The organism is Porticoccus sp. W117 (assembly GCF_030341905.1).
Lineage (GTDB): Bacteria > Pseudomonadota > Gammaproteobacteria > Pseudomonadales > Porticoccaceae > SCSIO-12696.
In genome coordinates, this window is the sequence record NZ_JATAAF010000001.1 from 342,875 (window position 1) to 364,666 (window position 21,792).

16 protein-coding genes are annotated in these 21,792 nt (G+C 55.3%); 3 read left to right on the forward strand and 13 right to left on the reverse strand.

All coding sequences use genetic code 11. The features are described 5' to 3' along the window. Positions 1-16 precede the first annotated feature (16 nt). The 9 genes from QSV34_RS01585 to zwf all read right to left on the reverse strand — a co-directional run bounded on the left by QSV34_RS01585 (position 17) and on the right by zwf (position 14,130). Positions 17-343 carry a type II toxin-antitoxin system PemK/MazF family toxin gene (locus QSV34_RS01585; RefSeq protein WP_289151394.1) on the reverse strand — a complete coding sequence of 109 codons (327 nt, stop codon included), beginning with the start codon at positions 341-343 and terminating at the stop codon, positions 17-19. Beyond that, entirely contained in the window at positions 343-597 is a 255-nt protein-coding gene (locus tag QSV34_RS01590; protein ID WP_289151396.1) for an AbrB/MazE/SpoVT family DNA-binding domain-containing protein, read from the reverse strand. The genes QSV34_RS01585 and QSV34_RS01590 overlap by 1 nt, the downstream gene beginning before the upstream one ends. A 116-nt stretch (positions 598-713) precedes the next feature. Then, positions 714-2,159 carry a glutamate synthase small subunit GltD family protein gene (locus QSV34_RS01595; RefSeq protein WP_289151398.1) on the reverse strand — a complete coding sequence of 482 codons (1,446 nt, stop codon included), beginning with the start codon at positions 2,157-2,159 and terminating at the stop codon, positions 714-716. A 3-nt stretch (positions 2,160-2,162) separates the two neighbouring features. After that, complete coding sequence (gltB, locus tag QSV34_RS01600; RefSeq protein WP_289151400.1) at positions 2,163-6,614, reverse strand: glutamate synthase large subunit; 4,452 nt, start codon at positions 6,612-6,614, stop codon at positions 2,163-2,165. A 188-nt stretch (positions 6,615-6,802) separates the two neighbouring features. Next, positions 6,803-9,466 (reverse strand): phosphoenolpyruvate carboxylase, encoded by a 2,664-nt coding sequence (gene ppc, locus QSV34_RS01605; protein ID WP_289151401.1) that lies wholly within the window; start codon positions 9,464-9,466, stop codon positions 6,803-6,805. 33 nt (positions 9,467-9,499) lie between these two features. Further along, positions 9,500-10,126: a bifunctional 4-hydroxy-2-oxoglutarate aldolase/2-dehydro-3-deoxy-phosphogluconate aldolase gene (eda, locus tag QSV34_RS01610; protein WP_289151403.1), complete on the reverse strand. Its 627-nt coding sequence runs from the start codon at positions 10,124-10,126 to the stop codon at positions 9,500-9,502. Positions 10,127-10,144: 18 nt separating this feature from the next. Beyond that, the gene (gene edd, locus QSV34_RS01615) at positions 10,145-11,953 is read right to left on the reverse strand and encodes a phosphogluconate dehydratase (protein ID WP_289151405.1); all 1,809 of its coding nucleotides are present in this window, start codon (positions 11,951-11,953) and stop codon (positions 10,145-10,147) included. Beyond that, complete coding sequence (gene pgl / locus QSV34_RS01620; RefSeq protein ID WP_289151407.1) at positions 11,950-12,684, reverse strand: 6-phosphogluconolactonase; 735 nt, start codon at positions 12,682-12,684, stop codon at positions 11,950-11,952. Before pgl ends, edd begins: the two co-directional genes overlap by 4 nt. Then, entirely contained in the window at positions 12,685-14,130 is a 1,446-nt protein-coding gene (gene zwf, locus QSV34_RS01625) for a glucose-6-phosphate dehydrogenase (RefSeq protein ID WP_289151409.1), read from the reverse strand. Between the two features lie 176 nt (positions 14,131-14,306). Here zwf and hexR point away from each other — a divergent pair, with 176 nt between their 5' ends. From hexR to pgi, 3 genes are all read left to right on the forward strand, one after another. Further along, positions 14,307-15,152: a transcriptional regulator HexR gene (gene hexR, locus QSV34_RS01630; protein ID WP_289151410.1), complete on the forward strand. Its 846-nt coding sequence runs from the start codon at positions 14,307-14,309 to the stop codon at positions 15,150-15,152. Between the two features lie 117 nt (positions 15,153-15,269). Further along, the gene (gene gap / locus QSV34_RS01635; protein ID WP_289151412.1) at positions 15,270-16,271 is read left to right on the forward strand and encodes a type I glyceraldehyde-3-phosphate dehydrogenase; all 1,002 of its coding nucleotides are present in this window, start codon (positions 15,270-15,272) and stop codon (positions 16,269-16,271) included. A gap of 118 nt (positions 16,272-16,389) precedes the next feature. Continuing rightward, a complete protein-coding gene (gene pgi / locus QSV34_RS01640) occupies positions 16,390-17,985 on the forward strand; it encodes a glucose-6-phosphate isomerase (RefSeq protein WP_289151413.1) in 1,596 nt (531 codons plus the stop codon). 24 nt (positions 17,986-18,009) lie between these two features. On the opposite strand, the gene QSV34_RS01645 is transcribed toward pgi, so the two are convergent. From QSV34_RS01645 to QSV34_RS01660, 4 genes are all read right to left on the reverse strand, one after another. Continuing rightward, positions 18,010-19,173: a formylglycine-generating enzyme family protein gene (locus QSV34_RS01645; RefSeq protein WP_289151415.1), complete on the reverse strand. Its 1,164-nt coding sequence runs from the start codon at positions 19,171-19,173 to the stop codon at positions 18,010-18,012. A gap of 78 nt (positions 19,174-19,251) precedes the next feature. Continuing rightward, the gene (locus tag QSV34_RS01650) at positions 19,252-19,590 is read right to left on the reverse strand and encodes a P-II family nitrogen regulator (RefSeq protein WP_289151416.1); all 339 of its coding nucleotides are present in this window, start codon (positions 19,588-19,590) and stop codon (positions 19,252-19,254) included. Between the two features lie 40 nt (positions 19,591-19,630). After that, entirely contained in the window at positions 19,631-20,896 is a 1,266-nt protein-coding gene (locus tag QSV34_RS01655; RefSeq protein WP_289151417.1) for an ammonium transporter AmtB, read from the reverse strand. A 60-nt stretch (positions 20,897-20,956) separates the two neighbouring features. Next, positions 20,957-21,646, reverse strand: coding sequence for a TorF family putative porin (locus QSV34_RS01660; RefSeq protein WP_289151419.1), 690 nt, complete (start codon positions 21,644-21,646; stop codon positions 20,957-20,959). Positions 21,647-21,792 lie beyond the last annotated feature (146 nt).

Below are 21,792 nucleotides of genomic sequence, written 5' to 3' on the forward strand. Positions count from 1 at the left end.
GGGAAATACGACGGTTTCAGCGAATAATGGTAACCGCCAAACTGGTAGCTCGCTCTATGAGTGCAGTCGGAGCCTTTTCAACGAACTCAACACCCCGGCTGTCCACATCCAGCGAGCGCAGTTGGTGAATTAAAACCACTCCCTGAGAATTTGTTCCCTCAAGCTCAACTTCCAGTGCCATTCCTCGCTTGGTGCTGGTGATAGGAGCGACAATGGCAAACCCCGTATGCTCATTGAACATCTGGCGAGAAATCACTAGCGCCGGGCGACGCTTCATAATTTCATTTCCAGCACTGGGGTCAAAACTCAAAGTAACGATGTCTCCTTTCTCTGGTACGTACATTAGATTTCCTTATCTGTATGGATGGCGTCAATCCACTCCCGATCTTCATCAGTAACCTGAAAGCACTCTCTGGGGCTATTAGCCAGCAGTTCTTCCAAAGATTGTTCATCTTCAATAGGCGTCAAAACAATCCGGTTATCAACAATGGATAAATCCAGTTTTGAGCCTACCTGTAATCCCAGTGTTTTGACGATAGCCTTGGGAATGCTGACGATGTTCGCTCCACCTGATTGGCGTACAGCAACGGCTGTCATGGCACTGTCTCCTGATTAAAATGTTTTACGATTGTATAACCGAGCAAAAAGTTATACAAGAGTAAAACAAAGGGCTGGGAGCTAAGACTTATACCTCAAGACTTACACCTCTAAACTCACACCTCTAAGAAGTCCATAATCCCCCGCGCCGCCTGCCTGCCTTCCCAGATGGCCGTCACCACCAAATCAGAACCGCGCACCATATCGCCACCGGCGAAAATTTTCGGGTTGCCGGTCTGGAATGGCAGTTCCTGGTGTTCAGAGGCAATCACACGGTCGCCGTCATCCAGGTTGATGTCGAAGTCAGCGAACCAGGGCGCCGGGCTGGGACGGAAGCCAAACGCTACCAGCACCACGTCAGCAGGGATGATTTTTTCACTGCCGGGCACGGTTTCCGGGCGGCGGCGGCCACTGGCGTCGGGCTCACCCAGGCGGGTTTCTACCAGTTTGATGCCTTCCACTATGCCATCGCCGACGATTTCCACCGGCTGGCGGTTAAACAGGAAGTGCACCCCCTCTTCCAAAGCGTTTTCCACTTCTTTGCGCGAGCCCGGCATATTGTCCCGGTCGCGGCGGTAGGCACAGGTCACTTTGTCGGCACCCTGGCGTATGGACGTGCGGTTACAGTCCATGGCGGTATCGCCACCGCCGAGTACCACGACGCGCTTGCCTTCCAGGTTGATGTAGGGGGTGTCCCCCTGCTCCATATTGAGGTTGTTTTTAACATTGCCCACCAGGAACGGCAACGCCGGATAGACGCCGGGTAGGTCTTCACCGGGGAGGTTTCCCTGCATGGAGGTGTAGGTACCCATGCCGAGAAAGACAGCGTCGTAGTCATCCATCAGCTGTTGGAAAGCGATATCTTTACCAATCTCTGTGTTTAGTTGGAACTCAATACCCATGCCTTCAAACAGTTCCCGACGCTTCACCATCACCGATTTTTCCAGTTTGAACTCCGGGATACCAAAGGTGAGCAAACCGCCAATTTCCGGATAGCGGTCAAAAACGACGGCCTTGATGCCGTTGCGTGTCAATACATCCGCACAAGCCAGACCCGCCGGGCCGGCACCGACAATGGCGACTTTTTTGTCGATGGTTTTTACCTGGGAAAGGTCAGGCTTCCAGCCCATTTCCAGGGCGGTATCGGTAATGTACTTCTCCACATTGCCAATGGTCACGGCACCAAAGCCGTCGTTGAGAGTACATGCACCTTCACAGAGGCGGTCTTGCGGGCACACCCGGCCACAGACTTCCGGCAGGGAGTTGGTCTGGTGACACAGCTCCACCGCCTCGGCGATATTGCCATCGCTCACCAGCTGCAACCAGTTGGGAATGTAGTTGTGTACCGGGCATTTCCATTCGCAGTAGGGGTTGCCGCAATCCAGGCAGCGGTGGGACTGCTGGGCCGCCTGTTCCGGCTCGAACAGGTTGTAAATCTCTACATACTGGTCGCGGCGTACCTCGATGGGCTTTTTCTCCGGGTCTTCCCGGGGTACTTCCACAAACTGGAAGTCGTTGTTATCGAACGAGGGCTTTTGCAGGGGGATGTTTGGCTTACTCATTTTTTATTCCCCCCGCTTCTGGTAGCTGGACAAAAGGCCTTCCAGATTGGCCGCCTTGGGCTTCACCAACCAGAACTTGGAACGGTAATCCTCAAAGTTGTCGACGATTTCCCGCGCGTAGGCACTGTCGGTTTCGTCCACCTGCTCTCGTATTAACTGTTTGAGCAAGGTTCGATAAGCCTGAGCACCTTCGTTGGAGATGCGATTGATATCCACAGAATCCATATTGATGCGATCCATCATGGTGCGCTCCATATCCAGCACAAAGGCAAAGCCACCGGTCATACCGGCACCGAAGTTGTGGCCCACTTTGCCCAGTACCACCACAATGCCGCCAGTCATGTATTCACAGCAATGATCCCCTGCCCCTTCAATCACCGCCACGGTGCCAGAGTTGCGCACCCCAAAGCGTTCACCGGCGGTACCGGAGGCATACAGGCGGCCGCCGGTAGAGCCGTACAGGCAGGTGTTGCCCATAATGGGCGCCAGTTGCGTGGAGAACTGGCTGCCATCCGCCGGGCGCAACACGATCTTGCCGCCAGCCATGCCTTTGCCCACGTAATCGTTTGCATCGCCTTTCAGGTAAATTTCCAGCCCCGGTGCGTTCCACACCCCCAGGGAGAGGCCCGCCACGCCGTCGAGGTGGAGTTTCAGCGGGTTTGGCAATCCTTCGGCGCCGAAGGTACGGGCGATTTCTCCGGACAAACGCGCGCCAATGGAGCGGTCGCAATTGCTCACCGGATAGTGGAATTCGCCGCCCTCGCCACTGTGGATGGCTTGCTGGGTGTCTTTGAGAATGCGCTCTGCCAGTTCCGCCTTGTCAAACGGCTGGTTGCGTTCCAGCATGCAGAACCGGGGCTTGCCTTCCAGCAGGTCATCGGTATGGACGATGGGCGCTAACTGCAAGTGACGTTGTTTGTCGGTGTCGCCGGGCAATATATCCAATAGATCAACGCGGCCAATCAACTCTTTCAGGCTACTGACCCCCAGAGACGCCATAATCTGCCGCGCTTCTTCCGCCACGCCGAGGAAGAAGTTCATCACCATCTCCACGGTGCCTTCGAAGTGTTTGTCGCGCAGTTGTTGATCCTGAGTGGCAACACCAGTGGCGCAGTTGTTGAGGTGGCAAATACGCAGGTATTTACAGCCCAACGCCACCATGGGCGCGGTACCAAAGCCAAAGCTCTCGGCGCCAAGAATGGCGGCTTTCACCACATCCAGGCCGGTTTTCAGGCCACCGTCGGTTTGCAGCCGCACCTTGTCCCGCAGGTTGTTCACCTGCAAGGTCTGGTGGGCTTCTGCCAAGCCCAGTTCCCAGGGGGAACCGGCGTAGCGAATGGAGGTAATCGGGCTGGCGCCAGTGCCACCGTCGTGGCCGGAGATGGTGATCAAGTCCGCGTAGGTTTTTGCCACGCCGGCGGCGATGGTGCCCACACCGGGGCGGGACACCAGTTTTACCGATACCAGGGCTTTCGGGTTGACCTGTTTGAGGTCGAAGATCAGCTGGGCCAAATCCTCAATGGAATAAATATCGTGGTGCGGCGGCGGCGAGATCAGGGTCACGCCGGGTACCGAGAAGCGCAACCGGGCAATCAGGTCGTTGACCTTGTGGCCGGGCAGCTGGCCGCCCTCACCGGGCTTGGCGCCCTGGGCGATTTTGATTTGCAGTACGTCCGCATTCACCAGGTAGTGCGGCGTTACCCCAAAGCGGCCAGAGGCAATCTGCTTGATGCGGGACATTTTTTCGGTGTTGAAGCGCACCGGGTCTTCGCCACCCTCCCCGGAGTTGGAGCGCCCGCCCAAGCGGTTCATGGCCACCGCCAGGGCTTCGTGGGCTTCTGGGGACAAGGCCCCCAGGGACATGGCAGCGGAGTCGAAACAGCGAACAATGTCTGTTACCGGCTCAACTTCATCCAGCGCAATGGCCTGTTGATTCGGGTTCAGCTGCAGCATGTCCCGCAGTGCCAGCGTCGGCCGGTTGTTGATCAATGCGGCGTAGGGCTGCCAGTGTTCCTGGCCACCGTTGCGTACAGCGTTTTGCAGGGCTTTCACCACGTCCGGATCAAAGGCGTGTTGCTCCTGGCCGTAGACAAATTTGTGCAGGCCGCCGGGCTCCAGGGTGCGGGTAATCTGCCAGGCACGGGTGGCGTGCACTTTCTGGTCCGCTTCCAGATCCGCAAAGGTGGCGCCCTCAATGCGGCTGGTGGTTTGCGGGAAGCAACGCTCGGTGATTTCTTTGGACAGGCCAATCACTTCAAACAGCTGGGCACCGCGATAGGACGCCAGGGTGGAAATGCCCATCTTGGAGATAATCTTCAATAGCCCGTGATTAATGCCCCGTCGATATTGTTTAAAGGCCTTATTGACGCTGCAAGATAGTTCGTTGCTGCAGCTGAGGTCGTACAGAGTGTGGTAACTCAGGTACGGGTACACCAGCGAGGCACCAACGCCGATGAGGGTGGCAATCTGGTGGGCGTCCCTGGCCTGACCGGTACTGGCAACAATATTGGAGTCGCAGCGCAGGCCGGTGTTGATCAGGTGATTGTGTACCGCACCCACCGCCAGCAGGATATGAATGGGCTGGCAACCAGCGCGGATACTGTGGTCGGAAAGGATACAGACCAGTATGCCCTCGCGGACTTTTTGTTCCACGTCCTCGCAGAGTTGTTTCAGGGCCGCTTCCAGGTTTATCTCCGTCGGGTCGTAGTTGAGATCAAACTTGTGGGCAAGAAACTCCGGGTGTTCGTTGTGTTTGAGGGCGTAGTATTTGCGCGGCGACAACAGCGGGCTGTTGAGGTTAATGCGCACCCCGTGGCGAGGGGTTTCCTCAAACAGGTTGTGTTCGCGACCGGCCACGGTACCCAGTGACATCACCGTCACTTCACGGAGCGAATCGATGGGCGGGTTGGTGACCTGGGCAAATTGTTGGCGGAAGTAATCAAACAGGTTGCGCTGCTTGCGAGACAGCACCGCGATGGGTGTGTCGTCCCCCATGGAGCCAACCGCCTCCTTACCCCCTTCCGCCATGGGCAGGATGATCTGCTGGCGTTCCTCCATGGAGAGGTTGAACATCTTCATGTAGGTGCGTATTTGTTCCGGCTCCAGGGTGCCTTCCAGCTCGATGCTCTCGTCTTCCATGGTGGAATCGAGCCGCGTCACGCCCTCACGAAGCCACTTTTTGTAGGGATGGCGACTGGCCAAAAAATGTTCCAGATCGTCCCGATGAAAGATGCGACCGGTGTGAGTATCCACGGAGAGAATATCCCCAGGGCCCAGGCGGCCTTTGGCCACCACGTCCTGAGGCTGTAAGTCACAGACCCCCATTTCCGAGGCCACAATGATGTGGTCGTCACGGGTCAGGGTCCAGCGGGACGGACGCAGGCCGTTACGGTCCAGAGTACAGATGGCATAACGACCATCGGTGAGCACCAGTCCAGCGGGGCCGTCCCAGGGCTCCATGTGCATGGCGCTGTATTCATAATAGGCGCGTACTTCCGGGTCGCGATCTTCCACGTTGTGCCAGGCGGGGGGCACCAGCAGGCGCACCGCCCGGTGCATGTCCATGCCACCGGTCACCAGCAGTTCCAGCATGTTGTCCAGGCTAAAGGAATCGGAGCCGGAGCTGCTCACCAACTCCCCCGCCTCCAGTAAATCCGGCAGCAGTGGCGAAGCAAATTTGCTACGCCGGGCCCGCGCCCAGGAGCGGTTGCCTTCAATGGTGTTGATCTCGCCGTTGTGGGCCAGCATGCGGAACGGTTGCGCCAGCGACCAGCGCGGCAAGGTATTGGTGGAAAAACGCTGGTGGAAGACGCAAATGCCGGTTTCCAGGCGGCTGTCCGCCAAATCCAGATAAAACTTCGACAGATCCACCGGCATCATCAGGCCCTTGTAACCCAGCACGCCACTGGACAGGCTGACTACGTGAAAATCTTCATCGGATTCCAGGCGCTGCTCAGCGCGACGGCGGGCAATCAGCAGGCGGGCTTCAAAGTTGGCCTTGTCTAACTCGTGGGTGGCGACAAACACCTGTTCAATGGCAGGCAGACATTCTTTGGCAATTTCCCCCAGGCAGCTGTCGTCCACCGGCACATGGCGCCAGCCCACCACCTGCAAGCCCTGGGTCATGATTTCAGCGGCCAACACCTCCTTGGCGACATCGCGCAACGGTTCGTTCTGGCTCAGAAAAATCGCGCCAACGGCATACACTGAGGGCAGCTCAACCGCAAAATGACTGCGGGCGATATTGCGCAAAAAGCTGTCGGGCTTTTGCATCAACAAACCGCAGCCGTCGCCGGTTTTACCGTCCGGGGCAATACCGCCGCGGTGGGTCATGCAGGTCAACGCACCGATGGCGTTTTGCAACAACCCGTGGCTGGGCACACCGCGCAGGTGTGCGATCAAGCCAAAACCGCAGCTGTCTTTGAATTCATCCAGACGATATAACCCTTCAGACACAGTCATATTCCCCCATAAACTACTCTTGACGCGCGACAGAACATAAAACCCTCAATGAGCCCGGAATTTAAATTACATAAAACAACTTTCGGAGAGCTGGCAAAAAAGCCAGGTAAGCAAACTTTTTTGGTAACTCGTTTTATCCCTCTCTTACGCAATTGACAATTGGACATAGGTAACAGGCAGCATCAGCCCGTATTGCGCATGCCCGCAGCAATCCCCGAAATCGTTACCATCAAGGCTTGTTCCAGGGTGTCGTCGCATTCATTTCGGTTGCGGCGCAGCAATTCGGCCTGAATAAAATTCAGTGGGTCGGTGTAGGCGTTGCGGGAAATCACCGACTGTTTGTTTTCCGGCGCATCATCCATCAAGTCACTGTCATTGGAGATGGCCAGAGCCGTTCCGATGTCCGCCTGCAGCTGGTTGCGCAGCTGTTCGCCCAGAGAATGCAGTTCGGTGCCAACCAACAGTGAATCGTAGTAAGCGGAAATTTTACTGTCCGTCTTGGCATACACCATTTCCAAAAGCGACAAGCGCGTGGAGAAGAAAGGCCACTGTGTACACATGGCCTCCAGCAATTCCTGCTGGCCAGCATCGATGCATTTTTGCAGCGCCTGCCCGGCACCCAGCCAGGCGGGCAACATCAGACGATTCTGGCTCCAGGCAAATATCCAGGGAATCGCCCGCAGGGTTTCAATGCCACCGCCCTGACGGCGCTTCGCCGGCCGCGAGCCGAGAGGTAATTTGGCCAATTCCTGCTCCGGAGTGGCGGAGCGAAAGTACTCAATAAAATCGCTGTCTTCCTGCACCAACTGGCGATAGGCATTGCAAGAGTGCTCGGACAGAAATTCCATAACATCGCGCCACTGTTGGCTCGGCACCGGCGGGCGCTCCAGATCAGCGGTAAGAATCGCACTGCTGTATAGCGCCAGGGTTTTACTGGCCAGTGACGCCAACCCCAGCTGGGCCTGAATCATTTCCCCCTGAATAGTCACTCGCAAACCATTGCGGAGGGAGCCTGGGGGTTGCGACAACAGGGCTGCGTGTGTGGGCGCACCACCGCGCCCCACGGTACCGCCGCGACCATGAAACAATTTCAGCGCCACATCGGCCTTACCGCAAACTTCCAGCAGTTGCTCCTGGGCTTTGTATTGCGCCCAGCCCGCCGCCATCATGCCGGCGTCTTTGGCGGAATCGGAGTATCCGATCATCACCATTTGCTGGCCCTGAATATGCTCCCGATACCAGGAGTTATCCAACAGTCGCTTTATGGTACTGGCGGCATTGACCAGGTCATCGAGGGTTTCAAACAGCGGTGCTACCGGCAGAGGTTCCTCAACACCGGAAATTTTCAGCAACAGTTTCACCGCCAGCACATCGGAGGGCTGGCGGGCCATGGAAATCACGTAGGAAGTGATGGTGCCTTTGGGCTGGCGGGCAATTTCCGCACAGGTATCCAGCACTTCTTTGACCGGCGCCGAGGGTTGCCATTGAGCAGGCACCAGCGGGCGCTTGTTTTGCAACTCCGCCACCAGAAACTCCTGCTTCTGCTCCTCGCTCCACTGGTTGTAATCACCCAATTCCAGATATTGGGTGAGTTCGGAGAACACATCGCTGTGACGGGTACTCTCCTGGCGAACATCCAGTTGCAGCAAATTGAGGCCAAAGCAGGCGATACGGCGCAAGGTATTCAGTAGTTTGCTGTCGGCAATAGAGCCCATGTTGCAGGCGTGCAGTGACTGGTAACACAGCTGCAGCGGCTGCCACAGCTGATCCGCTGACTCCAGACCGGCGTGCCCTTTGACGGATTTGCCACTGAGTTCAGCATCAATATTGCGCAGGGTATTTTTCAGGCGATTACGCAAATCGCGCAACACCACCCGGTAGGGCTCGGCAGCTCCATTGGTGTATTCCGCCAGTTCGCTGTCACAGGCAGACATGGAAAGTTCATCAATCAGCTCGCGAATGTCTTTCAAATAGAGGTCAATCGCCTTCCAGCGATTCAGCAAAATCACTTCGCGGGTGACTTCGGCGGTCACATTGGGGTTGCCATCCCGGTCGCCGCCAATCCAGGAGACAAACGATACGGGTTTGGCATCCAGCGGCAGCGACTTGCCGGTAGCTTCTTCCAGGGTGCAAGAAAGGCGGCGCAAAAATTCTGGTACGGCTCGCCACAGTGAATTTTCCACCACCGCCAAGGCCCATTTCGCTTCGTCTACAGGGGTTGGGCGGGCAGACCGAAATTCATTGGTGTGCCAGATATGGGCCACCAATTCTTGCAGGCGTTTTTCCAGAGCGTCGCGCTCGGCATCCGCCATGCCATCCAGTTCCAGCTGGCCCAGGCAGTGCTGAATTTCCACGTGTTTGTTAATCAGGCTGCGGCGGGTAATTTCCGTGGGGTGAGCGGTAATGACCATTTCCATATGAAGGCTGGCCACCGCATCCGCGATCTCCTGCTCACCGACGCCGCTTTCGGACAATTTGGAAAACACATTGGCCAAAGTGCCGCTGGCGGAATAAGTCGACTCACTCCAGCGAGACAACCCGTTGTGCTGTTCGGCAATGTTGGCCAGTTTGAGAAAGTGGCTAAAGGCTCGTACCACCGGTAGAAATTCTTCTTTCTCCAGACCTGACAACAGATTCAGCAGCTCCTGCTGCTTTACCGGGTCGCCAGCCCTGCCCTGCTTGGCCAATTGGCGGATCATCTCTACTTTTGCAAAGACACTGTCACCTTCGGCAGCCCTGACGGTATTGCCGAGCATGGTGCCAAGCAGTTGCACATTCTTATGGATAGAATGGTTGTGGAGAGAACGCTTGTGCAGGGAATTGTCGTGCAGGGATTGGGAAGACATTATGGAATTCTCTGAGACTTACTGGGCGACACGTTATTGCACGACACGGGCAACCGTGTCTCTGGCAATGTCTTCAATGCGTTGCCAATCCCTGTCCGCTATAACACTGCTATTGGCCATCCAGGAACCCCCGACACACACCACGTTGGGCAGCGCCAGAAAGTCGGTAAAGTTGTCCAGGCTCAAACCACCTGTAGGGCAGAAAGACACGTTGGGCAGCGGCGACGCCAGCGACTTCAACAAGTCCATACCACCGACGGCCACTGCCGGAAACAATTTAAAGCAGTTCAAACCCATCTCGGTGCCACGCATCACTTCAGACGCGGTAGCCACCCCAGGCAGCAGTGGCAAGCTCAGTGCTTCGGCTTTTTTCACCAGAGATTCAACGATTCCGGGACTGACCAGAAAATCCACCCCGGCATCGGCGGCCAGCAACGCGTGATCGCCGTTGAGCACGGTACCTGCAGACACACTCAGCTCTGGAAGTGCCTGCTTGACGCGAGCAATAGCGGCAGCGGCAGCGGGCGTACGCAGGGTAATTTCCACTGCTTTAATACCACCGTTGTGCAAGGCTCGGCAAAGATCAACAGCGAGGCCGTCATCCTCAATAACAAGAACAGGCAACACTTTGATATCGGCAAGTTTTTTGACAAGAGTCATGGGAAATTACCCTTTCAATCAGGGATCAAGGGAAGAGGCGCCACTGCTGGCTCCCCCTACCGCTTGACGAAAGTTGGCGAACAGATTGCGACCGAGATTCTGGGTGTCCCTGGGAGCAGTGGCGGGCTCTCTTTGGGCCAGTTCCTGATCGCTCAGATTTACGTTGAGAATGCCCTGCTCCGCATCCAGGGTAATCAGGTCGCCGTCGCGCAAGCGCGAGATGGGCCCTTGATCCACCGCCTCAGGAGACAGGTGAATGGCCGCAGGCACCTTGCCTGACGCGCCGGACATACGGCCGTCGGTAACCAATGCCACCTGATAACCGCGATCCTGCAACAGCCCCAGATAGGGCGTCAGCTTGTGCAATTCGGGCATGCCGTTGGCTTTTGGCCCCTGAAAGCGCACCACTGCAATAACATCGCGATCCAACTCACCGGCATCAAAAGCAGTTTTGATGTCGTCCTGGGCGTGAAAAATACGACAGGGGGCGGACACCACCCGGTGCTCCGGTTTCACCGCGGAGACTTTGATTACCGACTCTCCCAGATTGCCTTGCAATACCCGCAGGCCACCTTCTTGGTCAAAGGGTTCTGCAACACCGGTCAGCACCTCTGGCAAACGGGATTCGAGCACGTTGTGTTGCCAGGCAATGCGCCCATCATCCGTCAGCTGAGGTGCCAGCTCGAAACTGTCCAGACCCTCACCCATCAAGGAATGCACGTTCTCATTCAGCAGCCCGGCAGAACGCAACTCGCGCACCAGGAAGGCCATACCACCGGCTCTCTGGAAGGCATTAATGTCGGCTTCGCCATTGGGGTACACGCGGGCCAGCAAAGGCACCGCACGAGACAAGTCATCAAAGTCCTGCCAGCGCAAATCGATACCGGCAGCGGCAGCAATGGCTACCAGGTGCAAGGTGTGGTTGGTGGAACCGCCAGTAGCCAACAAGGCAACCACGGCGTTGACCAGCGATTCCTCAGTGACGGTTTCGCACAGGGGCCTGATACCACTGGCAGGGTCGGCGGCGGCGATTACCTTGAGCACAGACTCTCTGGTAAGCGCTGCTCGCATCGGGTCTTCCGGGTTCACAAAAGAACTGCCGGGCAATTGCACACCGAGCATTTCCATCAACACCTGGTTGCTGTTGGCCGTACCGTAAAAGGTGCAAGTACCAGGGCTGTGGTAGGAGGCAGATTCCGCTTCCAGCAATTCTTCGCGAGAGGCTTTGCCCTCGGCAAAACGCTGGCGCACAGCGGCTTTTTCTTTATTGGGGATGCCCGAAGGCATGGGGCCGGCCGGGACAAAAACCGTGGGCAAGTGACCAAATTGCAATGCGCCGATGATCATACCGGGGACGATTTTGTCGCACACTCCGAGGCACAGCACACCGTCAAACAGGTTGTGGCTGAGGCCAACCGCAGTGGCCATGGCCACCACATCGCGGCTAAACAGGCTCAATTCCATACCCGGTTGACCCTGGGTGACCCCATCGCACATGGCGGGAACACCACCGGCCACCTGAGCGCTGCTGCCAACTTCTCTGGCCACTGCTTTGATTTGCTCCGGGTAATCCAGCAATGGTTGGTGGGCTGACAACATATCGTTGTAGGAAGTAACAATGCCCAGATTGGCACTGTTCATCAAGCGTATGGTCTGCTTATCCTGCTCACCACAAGCCGCATACCCGTGGGCCAAATTGCCACAGGAAAGGCGTTTTTTGGGGGGATTCTCTTCCCGCGTCTGCGCCATGGCAGCCAGATAATCTGCCCTGCCCTGGCGACTGCGCTCGCGTATACGGGCCGTTACCTGCTCAACAACTGGATTCATGACTCACCTGTGTAAAAGAGGTTTACAGGAACCTTGTTCTGCCGCAACACAGCAGAAACCGGGTAAGAGGCCTGACTGGCCATACCCAGGGCTTTTTGGAAAACCCGCCACTTGTTGCTGCCTTCGAAATGCAAGGCGAGAAAGCGACAGTTGAGAACCGCAGGCAGCGACAACGTCATTCTGTCGTGAGGAGCCACCGGAGGCGTGGTAGGCAAGCAGAGACGCTCACCCTCCATATCCAGCACTTCTTCCAGATTGTCGGCTTGGGGAAAGAAGGAGGCAGTATGGCCGTCATCACCCATGCCCAGTACCACCACATCAAACGGCAATGGCAGCTCTTGCAAACTTTGCTCGACTTCGTTGACACCATCGAAAGGCGTTTCGCTGCTGTTTTTAAGTGGCATAAAACGCGCTTTGTGCGCCCGATTTTGCAACAGCTGTTCGGCCACCAGGCGAGCGTTAGAAGCCGGATGATCCGCATCCACCCAGCGCTCATCAACCAAGGTCACGATGACGTGCTGCCAGGGCAGCTCCCTTCTGGAAAGCGCCTGAAAGAAAGCCTTCGGGGTACTGCCACCGGAAACAGCCAGGGTAGCTACACCGCGCTCGGTGACAGCGTCCCGTAGTTCACGGGCGACGGTGGCCGCCAGCTGCTCGGCCAGTTGATCCGAAGACGAATAAGAGGCAATTGAGACCGTATCCGTCAGAACTTTGCGTATTCCGTTGACCATTTAAATGTCCTCGTACCATTGGCGGTCATCTTTCGCCAGCAATGCGATGGCAGCGGTAGGCCCCCAACTGCCAGCGGTGTACTGAGCCACGTTTTGGCCAACTTCCTGCCAGGCGGAGCGGATGCCATCCACCCATGTCCAGGCTGCTTCTACCTCATCGGAGCGCACGAACAGGGTCGGATTGGAGTTGATCACATCCAGCAGCAAGCGCTCGTAGGCGCTCACCCCCTGCTCACCCGCAAAAATTTCGGAGAAGAACAAGTCCAGTGGCACCGCCTTTAAATCCATTCCCTTTTTCAGCCCCGGCACCTTGCTCATCAAGCTCAGCTGGATGCTATCGTTGGGCTGCAGGCGAATGGTCAGGCGGTTGGGTTCGCTGGTGGAGCCGCTAAAAATGGAGTGAGGAATCTCTTTGAACTGGATAACAATTTCGGAATAACGCATGGGCAGACGTTTGCCGGTGCGCAAGTAGAATGGCACGCCAGCCCAGCGCCAGTTATCCACTTCCGCCTTCAGGGCAACAAAGGTTTCGGTATCGGATTTCTGAGCTGCCCCCTCCTCTTGCCGATACCCGGGAACCGGTTCACCAGCAACAGCCCCGGCGGCGTATTGGCCACGCACCACAGTTTCTTTGAGGTTGCTGGCAACAATGGGTTTGAGGCAACGCAGCACTTTCAGTTTTTCATCGCGTACCGCATCCGCAGCCAGCTCCGCAGGTGGTTCCATGGCGGTGAGGCAGAGCAACTGCAACAGGTGATTCTGCACCATATCGCGCATCGCACCGGCTTCGTCATAAAAACCCCAGCGCCCTTCCACACCGACGGTTTCGGCAACGGTAATCTGGATGTGGTCGATGTAATTGTTATTCCACAATGGCTCAAACAGGGCATTGGCAAAGCGCAGCGCCAGCAGGTTTTGTACCGCCTCTTTACCCAGATAATGGTCGATGCGATACACCTGGCTTTCATCAAAAATCTCCGTCAGGTGGCAGTTGATCTCCCGGAATGACTCGCGATCATCCCCCAGAGGTTTTTCAACCACGATACGCGTACTGGGCCGATTTAGACCCACCGCTGCCATTGACTGGCAAATAGGCGCAAAGATGTTGGGTGGTGTTGCCAGGTAAACCATCAGTTCGCGACTGCCGTCGGAAAAGTACTGCTCTTTAATCGGGCGCAGGTCATCGGCAACGGTGGCATCGGCAAACACCAGTTGAAGCCGATCAAGAAAGCTCTGCCAGGCATCCGCGTCAATGTCTTCGTTGCGGGAAATGCCCTGGCGAATCTCTGTGAGAAACTCCTCTTCCGGGATTTCCCGCCTGGAAACACCAAAAATTCGCAGGCCCTCCGGCAGACTGCCGTTTTTATCCAGCTTGTATAAAGACGGGTACAGCTTGCGATACGCCAAATCGCCCACACCGCCAAAGATCAATACATCACAAGCCACAACAACACCTCGTTAATTAAGTGGATTACAAATTACCGACAAAAATCACAAAAAACAACATTTTTTGTAATTTATTTTCATTTTTGCTAGCGTGGCTTTCACACCAACAGCAACGAACGTATCATGACGACACCAATCCAACACCAGAATTCAACCCAGACACCAGGCACAGCCCCATGAATTTGCTGCCATTACTGAAAAGCCCAAACCTTCACCTGAGCAAGTCGGAACGCAAAGTGTGCGAGGCGGTACTGGCGGCCCCGGAAGATGCGATACACACTCCGATTGCCGTTATCGCCAAACAAGCCGGTGTCAGCGAGCCTACCGTCAACCGCTTTTGCCGTAGCATGGGCTGTAAGGGCTACCCGGACTTCAAAGTAAAACTGGCCAAAGAGCTGTCCAACGGACAGCCTTTAATGACACGGGACGTCACCCCCTCAGACAGTCTGAGCACCCTGGCGGAAAAAATCTTTGAATCCACCCGCGCAACACTGCACACGACGCAATCTTCACTGGATATCCCATCTCTGGAAATGGCGGTAAACGCCCTGGCTCAGGCCAAATGCATTGTGTTTTTTGGGCTTGGCGCCTCCGGCTCGGTAGCCATGGACGCACAACACAAGTTCTTTCGCTTCAACACCCCGGTCATCGCCCACACCGACATCCTCAATCAACGCATGAGCTGCTCCGCCATGGGGCAACAGGATACAGCGGTATTTATCTCATACACCGGGCGCACCAAGGCAATCATCGAAAATGCCGAAGTCGCTAAAGAAACCGGTGCCACAGTGCTCGGTATCACCGACGCACGCTCCCCACTGGCCAAGCAGTGCGATATCGTACTCCCGGTAGACACCCCGGAAGACACCGACCTCTACACACCCATGACGTCACGCATCAACCACCTGGTTCTGATCGATGTACTGGCCACCGCAGTGGCGGTAAAACGAGGCCCGCAGTTCTCCAACCACCTGAAAAAAATCAAAGACTCACTTCTGGCCACACGAAAACACAAAAGATAACTCGCAAAAATCTAAATAACTTTCAATTTTCAACAAATAATCAAAAATTAACGTTGATTTTGTAATTTAATTACTAAATACTGCGCGCATGTCAATTTTGCTTGCAGGTGTCTTGTCATGATCAGGGTAGCAATTAATGGTTTTGGCCGTATCGGACGCAATGTCCTTAGAGCCTGTTACGAAGGCGGCTACAACGACCGCATACAGATTGTCGCCATCAACGATCTGGGCTCCCCGGAAATCAATGCACACCTGTTGCGCCACGACACGGTGCACGGCCACTTTGGCCGCACGGTCGCGGTAACCGAACACGGGCTGCTTATCGACGGCGACACCATTCAGGTATTTGCAGAACGCAACCCTGAAGAACTGCCCTGGGAAAGCCTGGAAATTGATTTGGTGATGGAGTGCACCGGCCTCTTTACCAAACGCCCGGATGCCAGCAAGCACCTGGCGGCTGGCGCCAAACGCGTACTGGTTTCCGCCCCCGGCACTGATATGGACGCCACCGTGGTACACGGCGTCAACCACCAGATTCTTTCCGCAGAGCATCGGGTTATCTCCAACGCTTCCTGCACCACCAACTGCCTGGCACCCATTGCCAAGGCGTTGCACAGCGCGGTGGGTATTGAATCCGGCCTGGCCAATACGGTGCACGCTTACACCAATGACCAGGTATTGAATGACATTTACCACACGGATTTGCGTCGTGCCCGCTCTGCCACCCAATCGATGATTCCATCAAAAACCGGTGCCGCTGCCGCCATTGGCGATGTTATTCCAGAGCTGCGCGGAAAACTGGATGGCCTGTCGGTACGGGTGCCAGTGATCAACACCTCTTTGCTGGATTTGACGTTCAAGGCGAGCAGAAGCACGTCGGTGGAAGAAATCAATCACGCGGTTGAAGAAGCCGCCCACGGAGAAATGGGATCTGTGCTGGCGGTTAATGACCTGCCACTGGTATCCACAGATTTTAACCACAATCCGGCATCGTCTATTTTTGACAAGACCCAAACCAAAGTGATTGGCGATCAGGTGAAAATTCTCGCCTGGTACGACAACGAGTGGGGCTTCTCCAACCGCATGCTCGACAACGCACTGGTTATCGGCGACCTTTAACGACTTAAGATATCGAATTTTCGTTTTCCGGACTTATGCCTAGCTGTAACAGGAAACCTACCCCTCGACAGGTGGTTTTGGCATAAGTCCTTTTTTATTTTCTGCTACAGTGGCCGGCATGACGAATACCAATACAGATTTCGATCCCTCCTCTACCGAGCAGTGGAAGCTGTTGAAGGCACAAGCCAGCCGTGCTGGCGATCTGAGTATCGCCAACCTGCTGGAAAGTGATCCTGGCCGTGCCCAACAAATGAGCGTTGCCTGGCAAGGTTTGTTTTTCGACTATTCCAAAAGCCTGATCAACAGTAGCGTTCTAGGCACCCTGTTCAGCCTGGCGGAAGTATCCCCCCTGGCAAGCAGCATCAAAGCCATGGTCAGCGGTGAACCCATCAACCGTTCAGAGGGTCGCCCGGTACTGCATAGCGCACTGCGCAACCCGGCGAAGTTCGACTTTTCTGTAGACGGTGGCAATGTTGCCGAACTGGTGGACAAAGGCCAGGCCCAGATTAAAGACGTCAGCGACCGCATTCGCAGTGGCCAATGGCTTGGCAGCAGCGGAAAACAGATTACCGATGTGATCAATATCGGTATTGGCGGCTCGGATCTGGGGCCGAAAATGGCCTGTCGAGCCCTGCAGCAGTACGCTCATGCAGGTGTGCGCTGTCACTTTATCTCCAACGTCGATGGCGCCGAGATCAACACACTGCTGAAATGCCTCAATGCAGAAACCACCCTGGTGGTGATTGTCAGTAAAACCTTCACCACCCAGGAAACCCTGCTCAATGCAAAAACCGCCCTCGCCTGGCTGAACCAGCAATTGGGCCTGGCAAACCCCGAGTCCAGCAGCCATGTTCTGGGCATTACCGCCAACCGTGACAACGCACTGAATTACGGCGTACCCGGAGACCAGATTATCGAGTTTGGCAACTGGGTAGGCGGCCGCTACTCCCTGTGGAGCGGTGTTGGCCTGTCGATTGCCATCAGCGTCGGCTACGATCGTTTTGTGGAATTGCTGGATGGCGCCAAGGCCATGGACGAGCACTTTTTTAACACGGATTTCAGCGAGAACATGCCGGTCATACTGGCGTTGCTGAATATTTGGTACAACAATTTTCTCAATGCAACATCGACTGCGGTAATCCCCTACTGTGAGCGCCTGAACTTCCTGCCGCCTTATTTGCAACAACTGGAAATGGAAAGTAACGGCAAGTCCGTCACCCAGAATGGCGATGACATCTCCTATCGCACCGGCGGTGTTATCTGGGGGGAACCGGGCACTAACGGCCAGCACGCGTTTTTCCAGCTGCTCCATCAGGGCACCCAACTGATACCGGTGCAATTTATCGGCGCGGCCAAAGACACATTGAGCAGCGAAGAACACCACCGCATTCTGCTGCAAAACATGCTGGCCCAGGGAGCGGCTTTGATGAAGGGCCACAGCGAGGCAGACACCCCAGCACACGCTCGCTACCCCGGCAACCGCCCTTCCACCACGTTGCTAATGGACGAGCTCACACCTTTCAACCTGGGCGCCTTGATTGCTCTTTACGAGCACAAAGTGTTTGCCGAAGGCGTTATCTGGGGCATCAACTCCTTTGACCAATGGGGCGTGGAACTGGGCAAGAAAATTGCCAGGCAGCTTGCTCAACAAGATGGTGACAGCAGCTGGGATGCGTCTACGGCACAACTGCTGAAACGAGTGACGGCCAGCTAGCCTTTAATATCACCCTGATGCTGTTTATTGCTTCATCCTGATGCAACGAAACCCGGTATGTCCAAGGCCGGTATAGGCATCTGATCCGGCACTGTGGGCCGGGCGGAAAGCGGCGCAATAAACGTCGCTGCACAGGTAGGAACCTCCACGCTGGGTTCGATACCCTGACTCCGCCGGGTAACCCGGAGCCAGATCGTCTACCCACTCCCAAACATTGCCCGCCATGTCGTAAATACCAAACCCATTGGCCGGGAAACTGCCTACCGGCGCTGTGCTCACAAAACCATCGGCCTTATTGTTGGCCTGTGGAAACTCTCCCTGCCAGATATTCGCCTGGTATTCGCGGCCACTTTCACCGCCTTTGCCAAGCTGCGCTTCCCCCCAGACAAACTCCTTGCCCACCAGGCCACCGCGAGCGGCAATTTCCCATTGATGAGTATTGGGCAACTGCTTGCCCGCCCACTCAGCATAGGCCTTGGCGTCGTACCAGGACACATTAACCACCGGGTGGTCCATCATGTCAGCAATATCACTGCCCGGCCCTTTGGGGTACTTCCAACTGGCACCGGGCACATAAGACCACCACTGCAAAAACTGATTGAAAGTATCCAGCTCAACTGCGTGATCGGGGGGTGTAAATACCACGGCTCCGGGTTTGAATGTGGCTCTTACCTCGGCAAGCTGCTGGGCACTCAAGCCGGGGAAGTCTGCCGGATCGAAAGGCTTTTCCGCAGTGGTGACATAACCGGTAGCATCCACAAACTGTTTGAATTCCGCGTTAGTCACCTCGTGAGCGTCAATCCAGAAGGCTTCTGTTTCATAGGTATACACGGGCGGGCGATTAAAGCCCCGACGGGCCAAAGGGCTCATGGTGCTGTGGGTAACGGTATCGCTCAGGGTATAAGTGCCAGCAGGGATCAATACCATCCCTTCCGGTGTACCACCATCTGCCTTTGGCTGTGAATCAGCCACCTGTTTTACCTGTTGCATTGCTTGTTGTCGGGGAGACAGCTTGCCCAGATCACCGCAGGAGGTGCATACCACCGGCTGCGACGCAGCCTGATCAGAATATGGGGCAGAGACTCCAGCTCCCGACCCACCTTCTCTTTCGCAACCAACCAGCAACAAAGCAACAGCCAACCCGGAAAGTTTGGGGAGTAAAAACTTTTCTTGTTTTGTGCTCTTCATTACTGAGCCCTCGAATACAACCACAGGCGACGTCATACCAGCTGCAAAGCATGGTAACAGATACTAAGTCGCTCCAGACTACAGCGCATCCACCCCGGTTTCCCCGGTACGAATACGAACCACTTCCTGCAGGTCAGATACAAAGATTTTGCCGTCACCAATTTTTCCGGTAGCCGCAGATTTGATGATCGCTTCCACCACCACATCCACCTGATCACCGGAAACCGCGATATCCAGGCGAACCTTGGGCAGAAAATCCACCACGTACTCGGCTCCACGGTACAGCTCTGTGTGCCCTTTCTGGCGTCCAAAACCCTTTACCTCTGTTGCGGTGATACCTTGTACGCCCACTTCCGCCAGGGCTTCGCGCACATCATCCATTTTGAATGGCTTGATAATTGCCGATACTAATTTCATCACTTTATCCTCTTTACACTTGTCTCGTTAAACGAGTCCATTAACGGTTAGTGAATTCCGGGTATGCCTCCAGACCACACTCAGCCAGATCGGCACCGTCGTATTCTTCATCTTCGGAGATGCGAATACCCATAGTCACTTTCAGCAACAACCAAACCACAGCACTGGCACCAAAGGTCCACAAAGCGATGGTTGCCGCACCAGCGAGCTGGCCGCCAATGGTGGCACCGTCATTGGTGACAGGAACCAGCAACAGCCCCAACAAGCCAACCACACCGTGTACGGAAATAGCACCCACCGGATCATCGATTTTCAGCTTGTCCAGCATCACAATGCTGTGCACCACCAATACACCACCCAGCGCACCAAACAGAGTGGCCTGCAAAGGAGTCGGGGTAGAAGGCTCTGCGGTAATGGCCACCAGGCCCGCCAGCGCACCGTTCAGACACATGGTGAGATCTGCTTTTTTGAAAATCAGCTTGCTTACCAACAGAGCAGCCACCAAACCACCGGCCGCCGCCGCATTGGTATTGGTAAACACCATGGCCACCGAATGAGCACTGGAAATATCACCCAGTTTCAGCACTGAACCGCCATTAAAACCAAACCAGCCCATCCACAGGATAAAGGTACCCAGGGTTGCCATCGGCAGGTTGGCACCGGGAATGGCGACAACACTGCCATCTTTGCGGTACTTGCCCTTACGAGGGCCAAGCAATAACACACCAGCCAACGCAGCCGCGGCACCAGCCATATGCACAATGCCGGAGCCGGCAAAATCACTGAAACCAAGGTCACCCAGGTTAAACAGGCCAAAGACGTCTTTGCCGCCCCAGGTCCAACCACCTTCCAGCGGGTAGATAACGCCAGTCATGACCACCGCGAACAACAGGAACGCCCACAGTTTCATACGCTCGGCCACCGCACCGGAGACAATGGACATAGCGGTAGCCACGAACACCACCTGAAAGAAAAAGTCTGAGGCACCGGAATAGACGGAATCACCGCCAAAACCGTTTTCTGCAGAAGCCGCCAGTTGCTCAGCCGCGTAGTTTTCACCACCGCCGATACCGGACAGGAACCAGCCACCGTCGTACATAAACTGGTAGCCGCACACCAGGTACATGGTGCAGGCCACCGCAAACAGGGCGACGTTTTTGGTGAGAATTTCGGTGGTATTTTTGGCACGCACCAAGCCGGATTCCAGCATGGCAAAGCCCGCCGCCATCCACATTACCAGCGCGCCACACACCAGGAAGTAAAAGGTGTCCATGGCGAACTGAAGTTCAAAAATTTGATTTTCCACAATGGTTCTCCCAAGCGCTTTTCAGGAAAATGATTACCCGTTAGTTACATGGACTTGTAATTACAGAGACTTGCTGATGGCGAACACCAGACGGTCATCCGCCAGCTCATTACCGGAACCAATATCAGTGCCGTAGTACCCCAAGCTGAAGTCGGCGCCACCAAAGTTCTTGGTAACGACTGCAGACCAGTCGATGTAGCTGTCGTCGCCAGTGCCATCAAAAGTGATGTCCATATCGTCGGCACTGTTGAAGCCCAGGTGCAGGTCGAGGGCGTACTCTTGAGGCAGGGAAATGGAGTACCCGGAAGACAGATAAACAAAGCTCTCACCGCCTTCACCCAGGTATTCGTCGGAATACACCAACCCAAGACTCAAATTAGACAGGCTTACCGAAAAGGTCAGCTCCTGATAGTCCAGCGCACTCTCACCGGTGTAGCTGTAATAGATGTAGCCAATGTCGTAATCCACTGACTCAGAAAAAGACCCGGCATAACCGCCGTAAAAGTCCACTTCCGCCTGGGCGGAAGAACCAAAGTCCACAGTGGACGCCCAGGCACCGGCGTAAAAGCCGCTATCAGCGCTGTAATCAAAACCGCCCTGAATGGCACCGTGCTCACCGGTTTGGGACTGGCCGCGAAATATGTAATCGGTAGTGAGGCTGACATTGGCAGAAATAACATCTTCCGCCTGAGCCATACTGGCAGGCAGAATCAAAGCAGCGAGAAGGGATTTAAAAGTAACGTTGCGCACGGTTGTGTACTCCTTTTAGAGGGTTAGTTAAATTTCTAACCTTCTATTACACATACCGTGCCAATTTTTATTTTTATTTATTTTTCAAACAGTTAAGAAGAATCAAAGCATTCACGATAAAATTTATGCACAAATGTAGTGCATAA

What these genes read in the sequence shown, in the direction of transcription:
- hexR (WP_289151410.1), top strand. Translation starts at nt 14,307, where the DNA reads ATGAATTTGCTGCCATTACTGAAAAGCCCAAACCTTCACCTGAGCAAG.
- ppc (WP_289151401.1), bottom strand. Translation starts at nt 9,466, where the DNA reads ATGTCTTCCCAATCCCTGCACGACAATTCCCTGCACAAGCGTTCTCTC.
- pgl (WP_289151407.1), bottom strand. Translation starts at nt 12,684, where the DNA reads ATGGTCAACGGAATACGCAAAGTTCTGACGGATACGGTCTCAATTGCC.
- pgi (WP_289151413.1), top strand. Translation starts at nt 16,390, where the DNA reads ATGACGAATACCAATACAGATTTCGATCCCTCCTCTACCGAGCAGTGG.
- QSV34_RS01650 (WP_289151416.1), bottom strand. Translation starts at nt 19,590, where the DNA reads ATGAAATTAGTATCGGCAATTATCAAGCCATTCAAAATGGATGATGTG.
- gap (WP_289151412.1), top strand. Translation starts at nt 15,270, where the DNA reads ATGATCAGGGTAGCAATTAATGGTTTTGGCCGTATCGGACGCAATGTC.
- eda (WP_289151403.1), bottom strand. Translation starts at nt 10,126, where the DNA reads ATGACTCTTGTCAAAAAACTTGCCGATATCAAAGTGTTGCCTGTTCTT.
- edd (WP_289151405.1), bottom strand. Translation starts at nt 11,953, where the DNA reads ATGAATCCAGTTGTTGAGCAGGTAACGGCCCGTATACGCGAGCGCAGT.
- QSV34_RS01590 (WP_289151396.1), bottom strand. Translation starts at nt 597, where the DNA reads ATGACAGCCGTTGCTGTACGCCAATCAGGTGGAGCGAACATCGTCAGC.
- QSV34_RS01585 (WP_289151394.1), bottom strand. Translation starts at nt 343, where the DNA reads ATGTACGTACCAGAGAAAGGAGACATCGTTACTTTGAGTTTTGACCCC.
- QSV34_RS01595 (WP_289151398.1), bottom strand. Translation starts at nt 2,159, where the DNA reads ATGAGTAAGCCAAACATCCCCCTGCAAAAGCCCTCGTTCGATAACAAC.
- QSV34_RS01645 (WP_289151415.1), bottom strand. Translation starts at nt 19,173, where the DNA reads ATGAAGAGCACAAAACAAGAAAAGTTTTTACTCCCCAAACTTTCCGGG.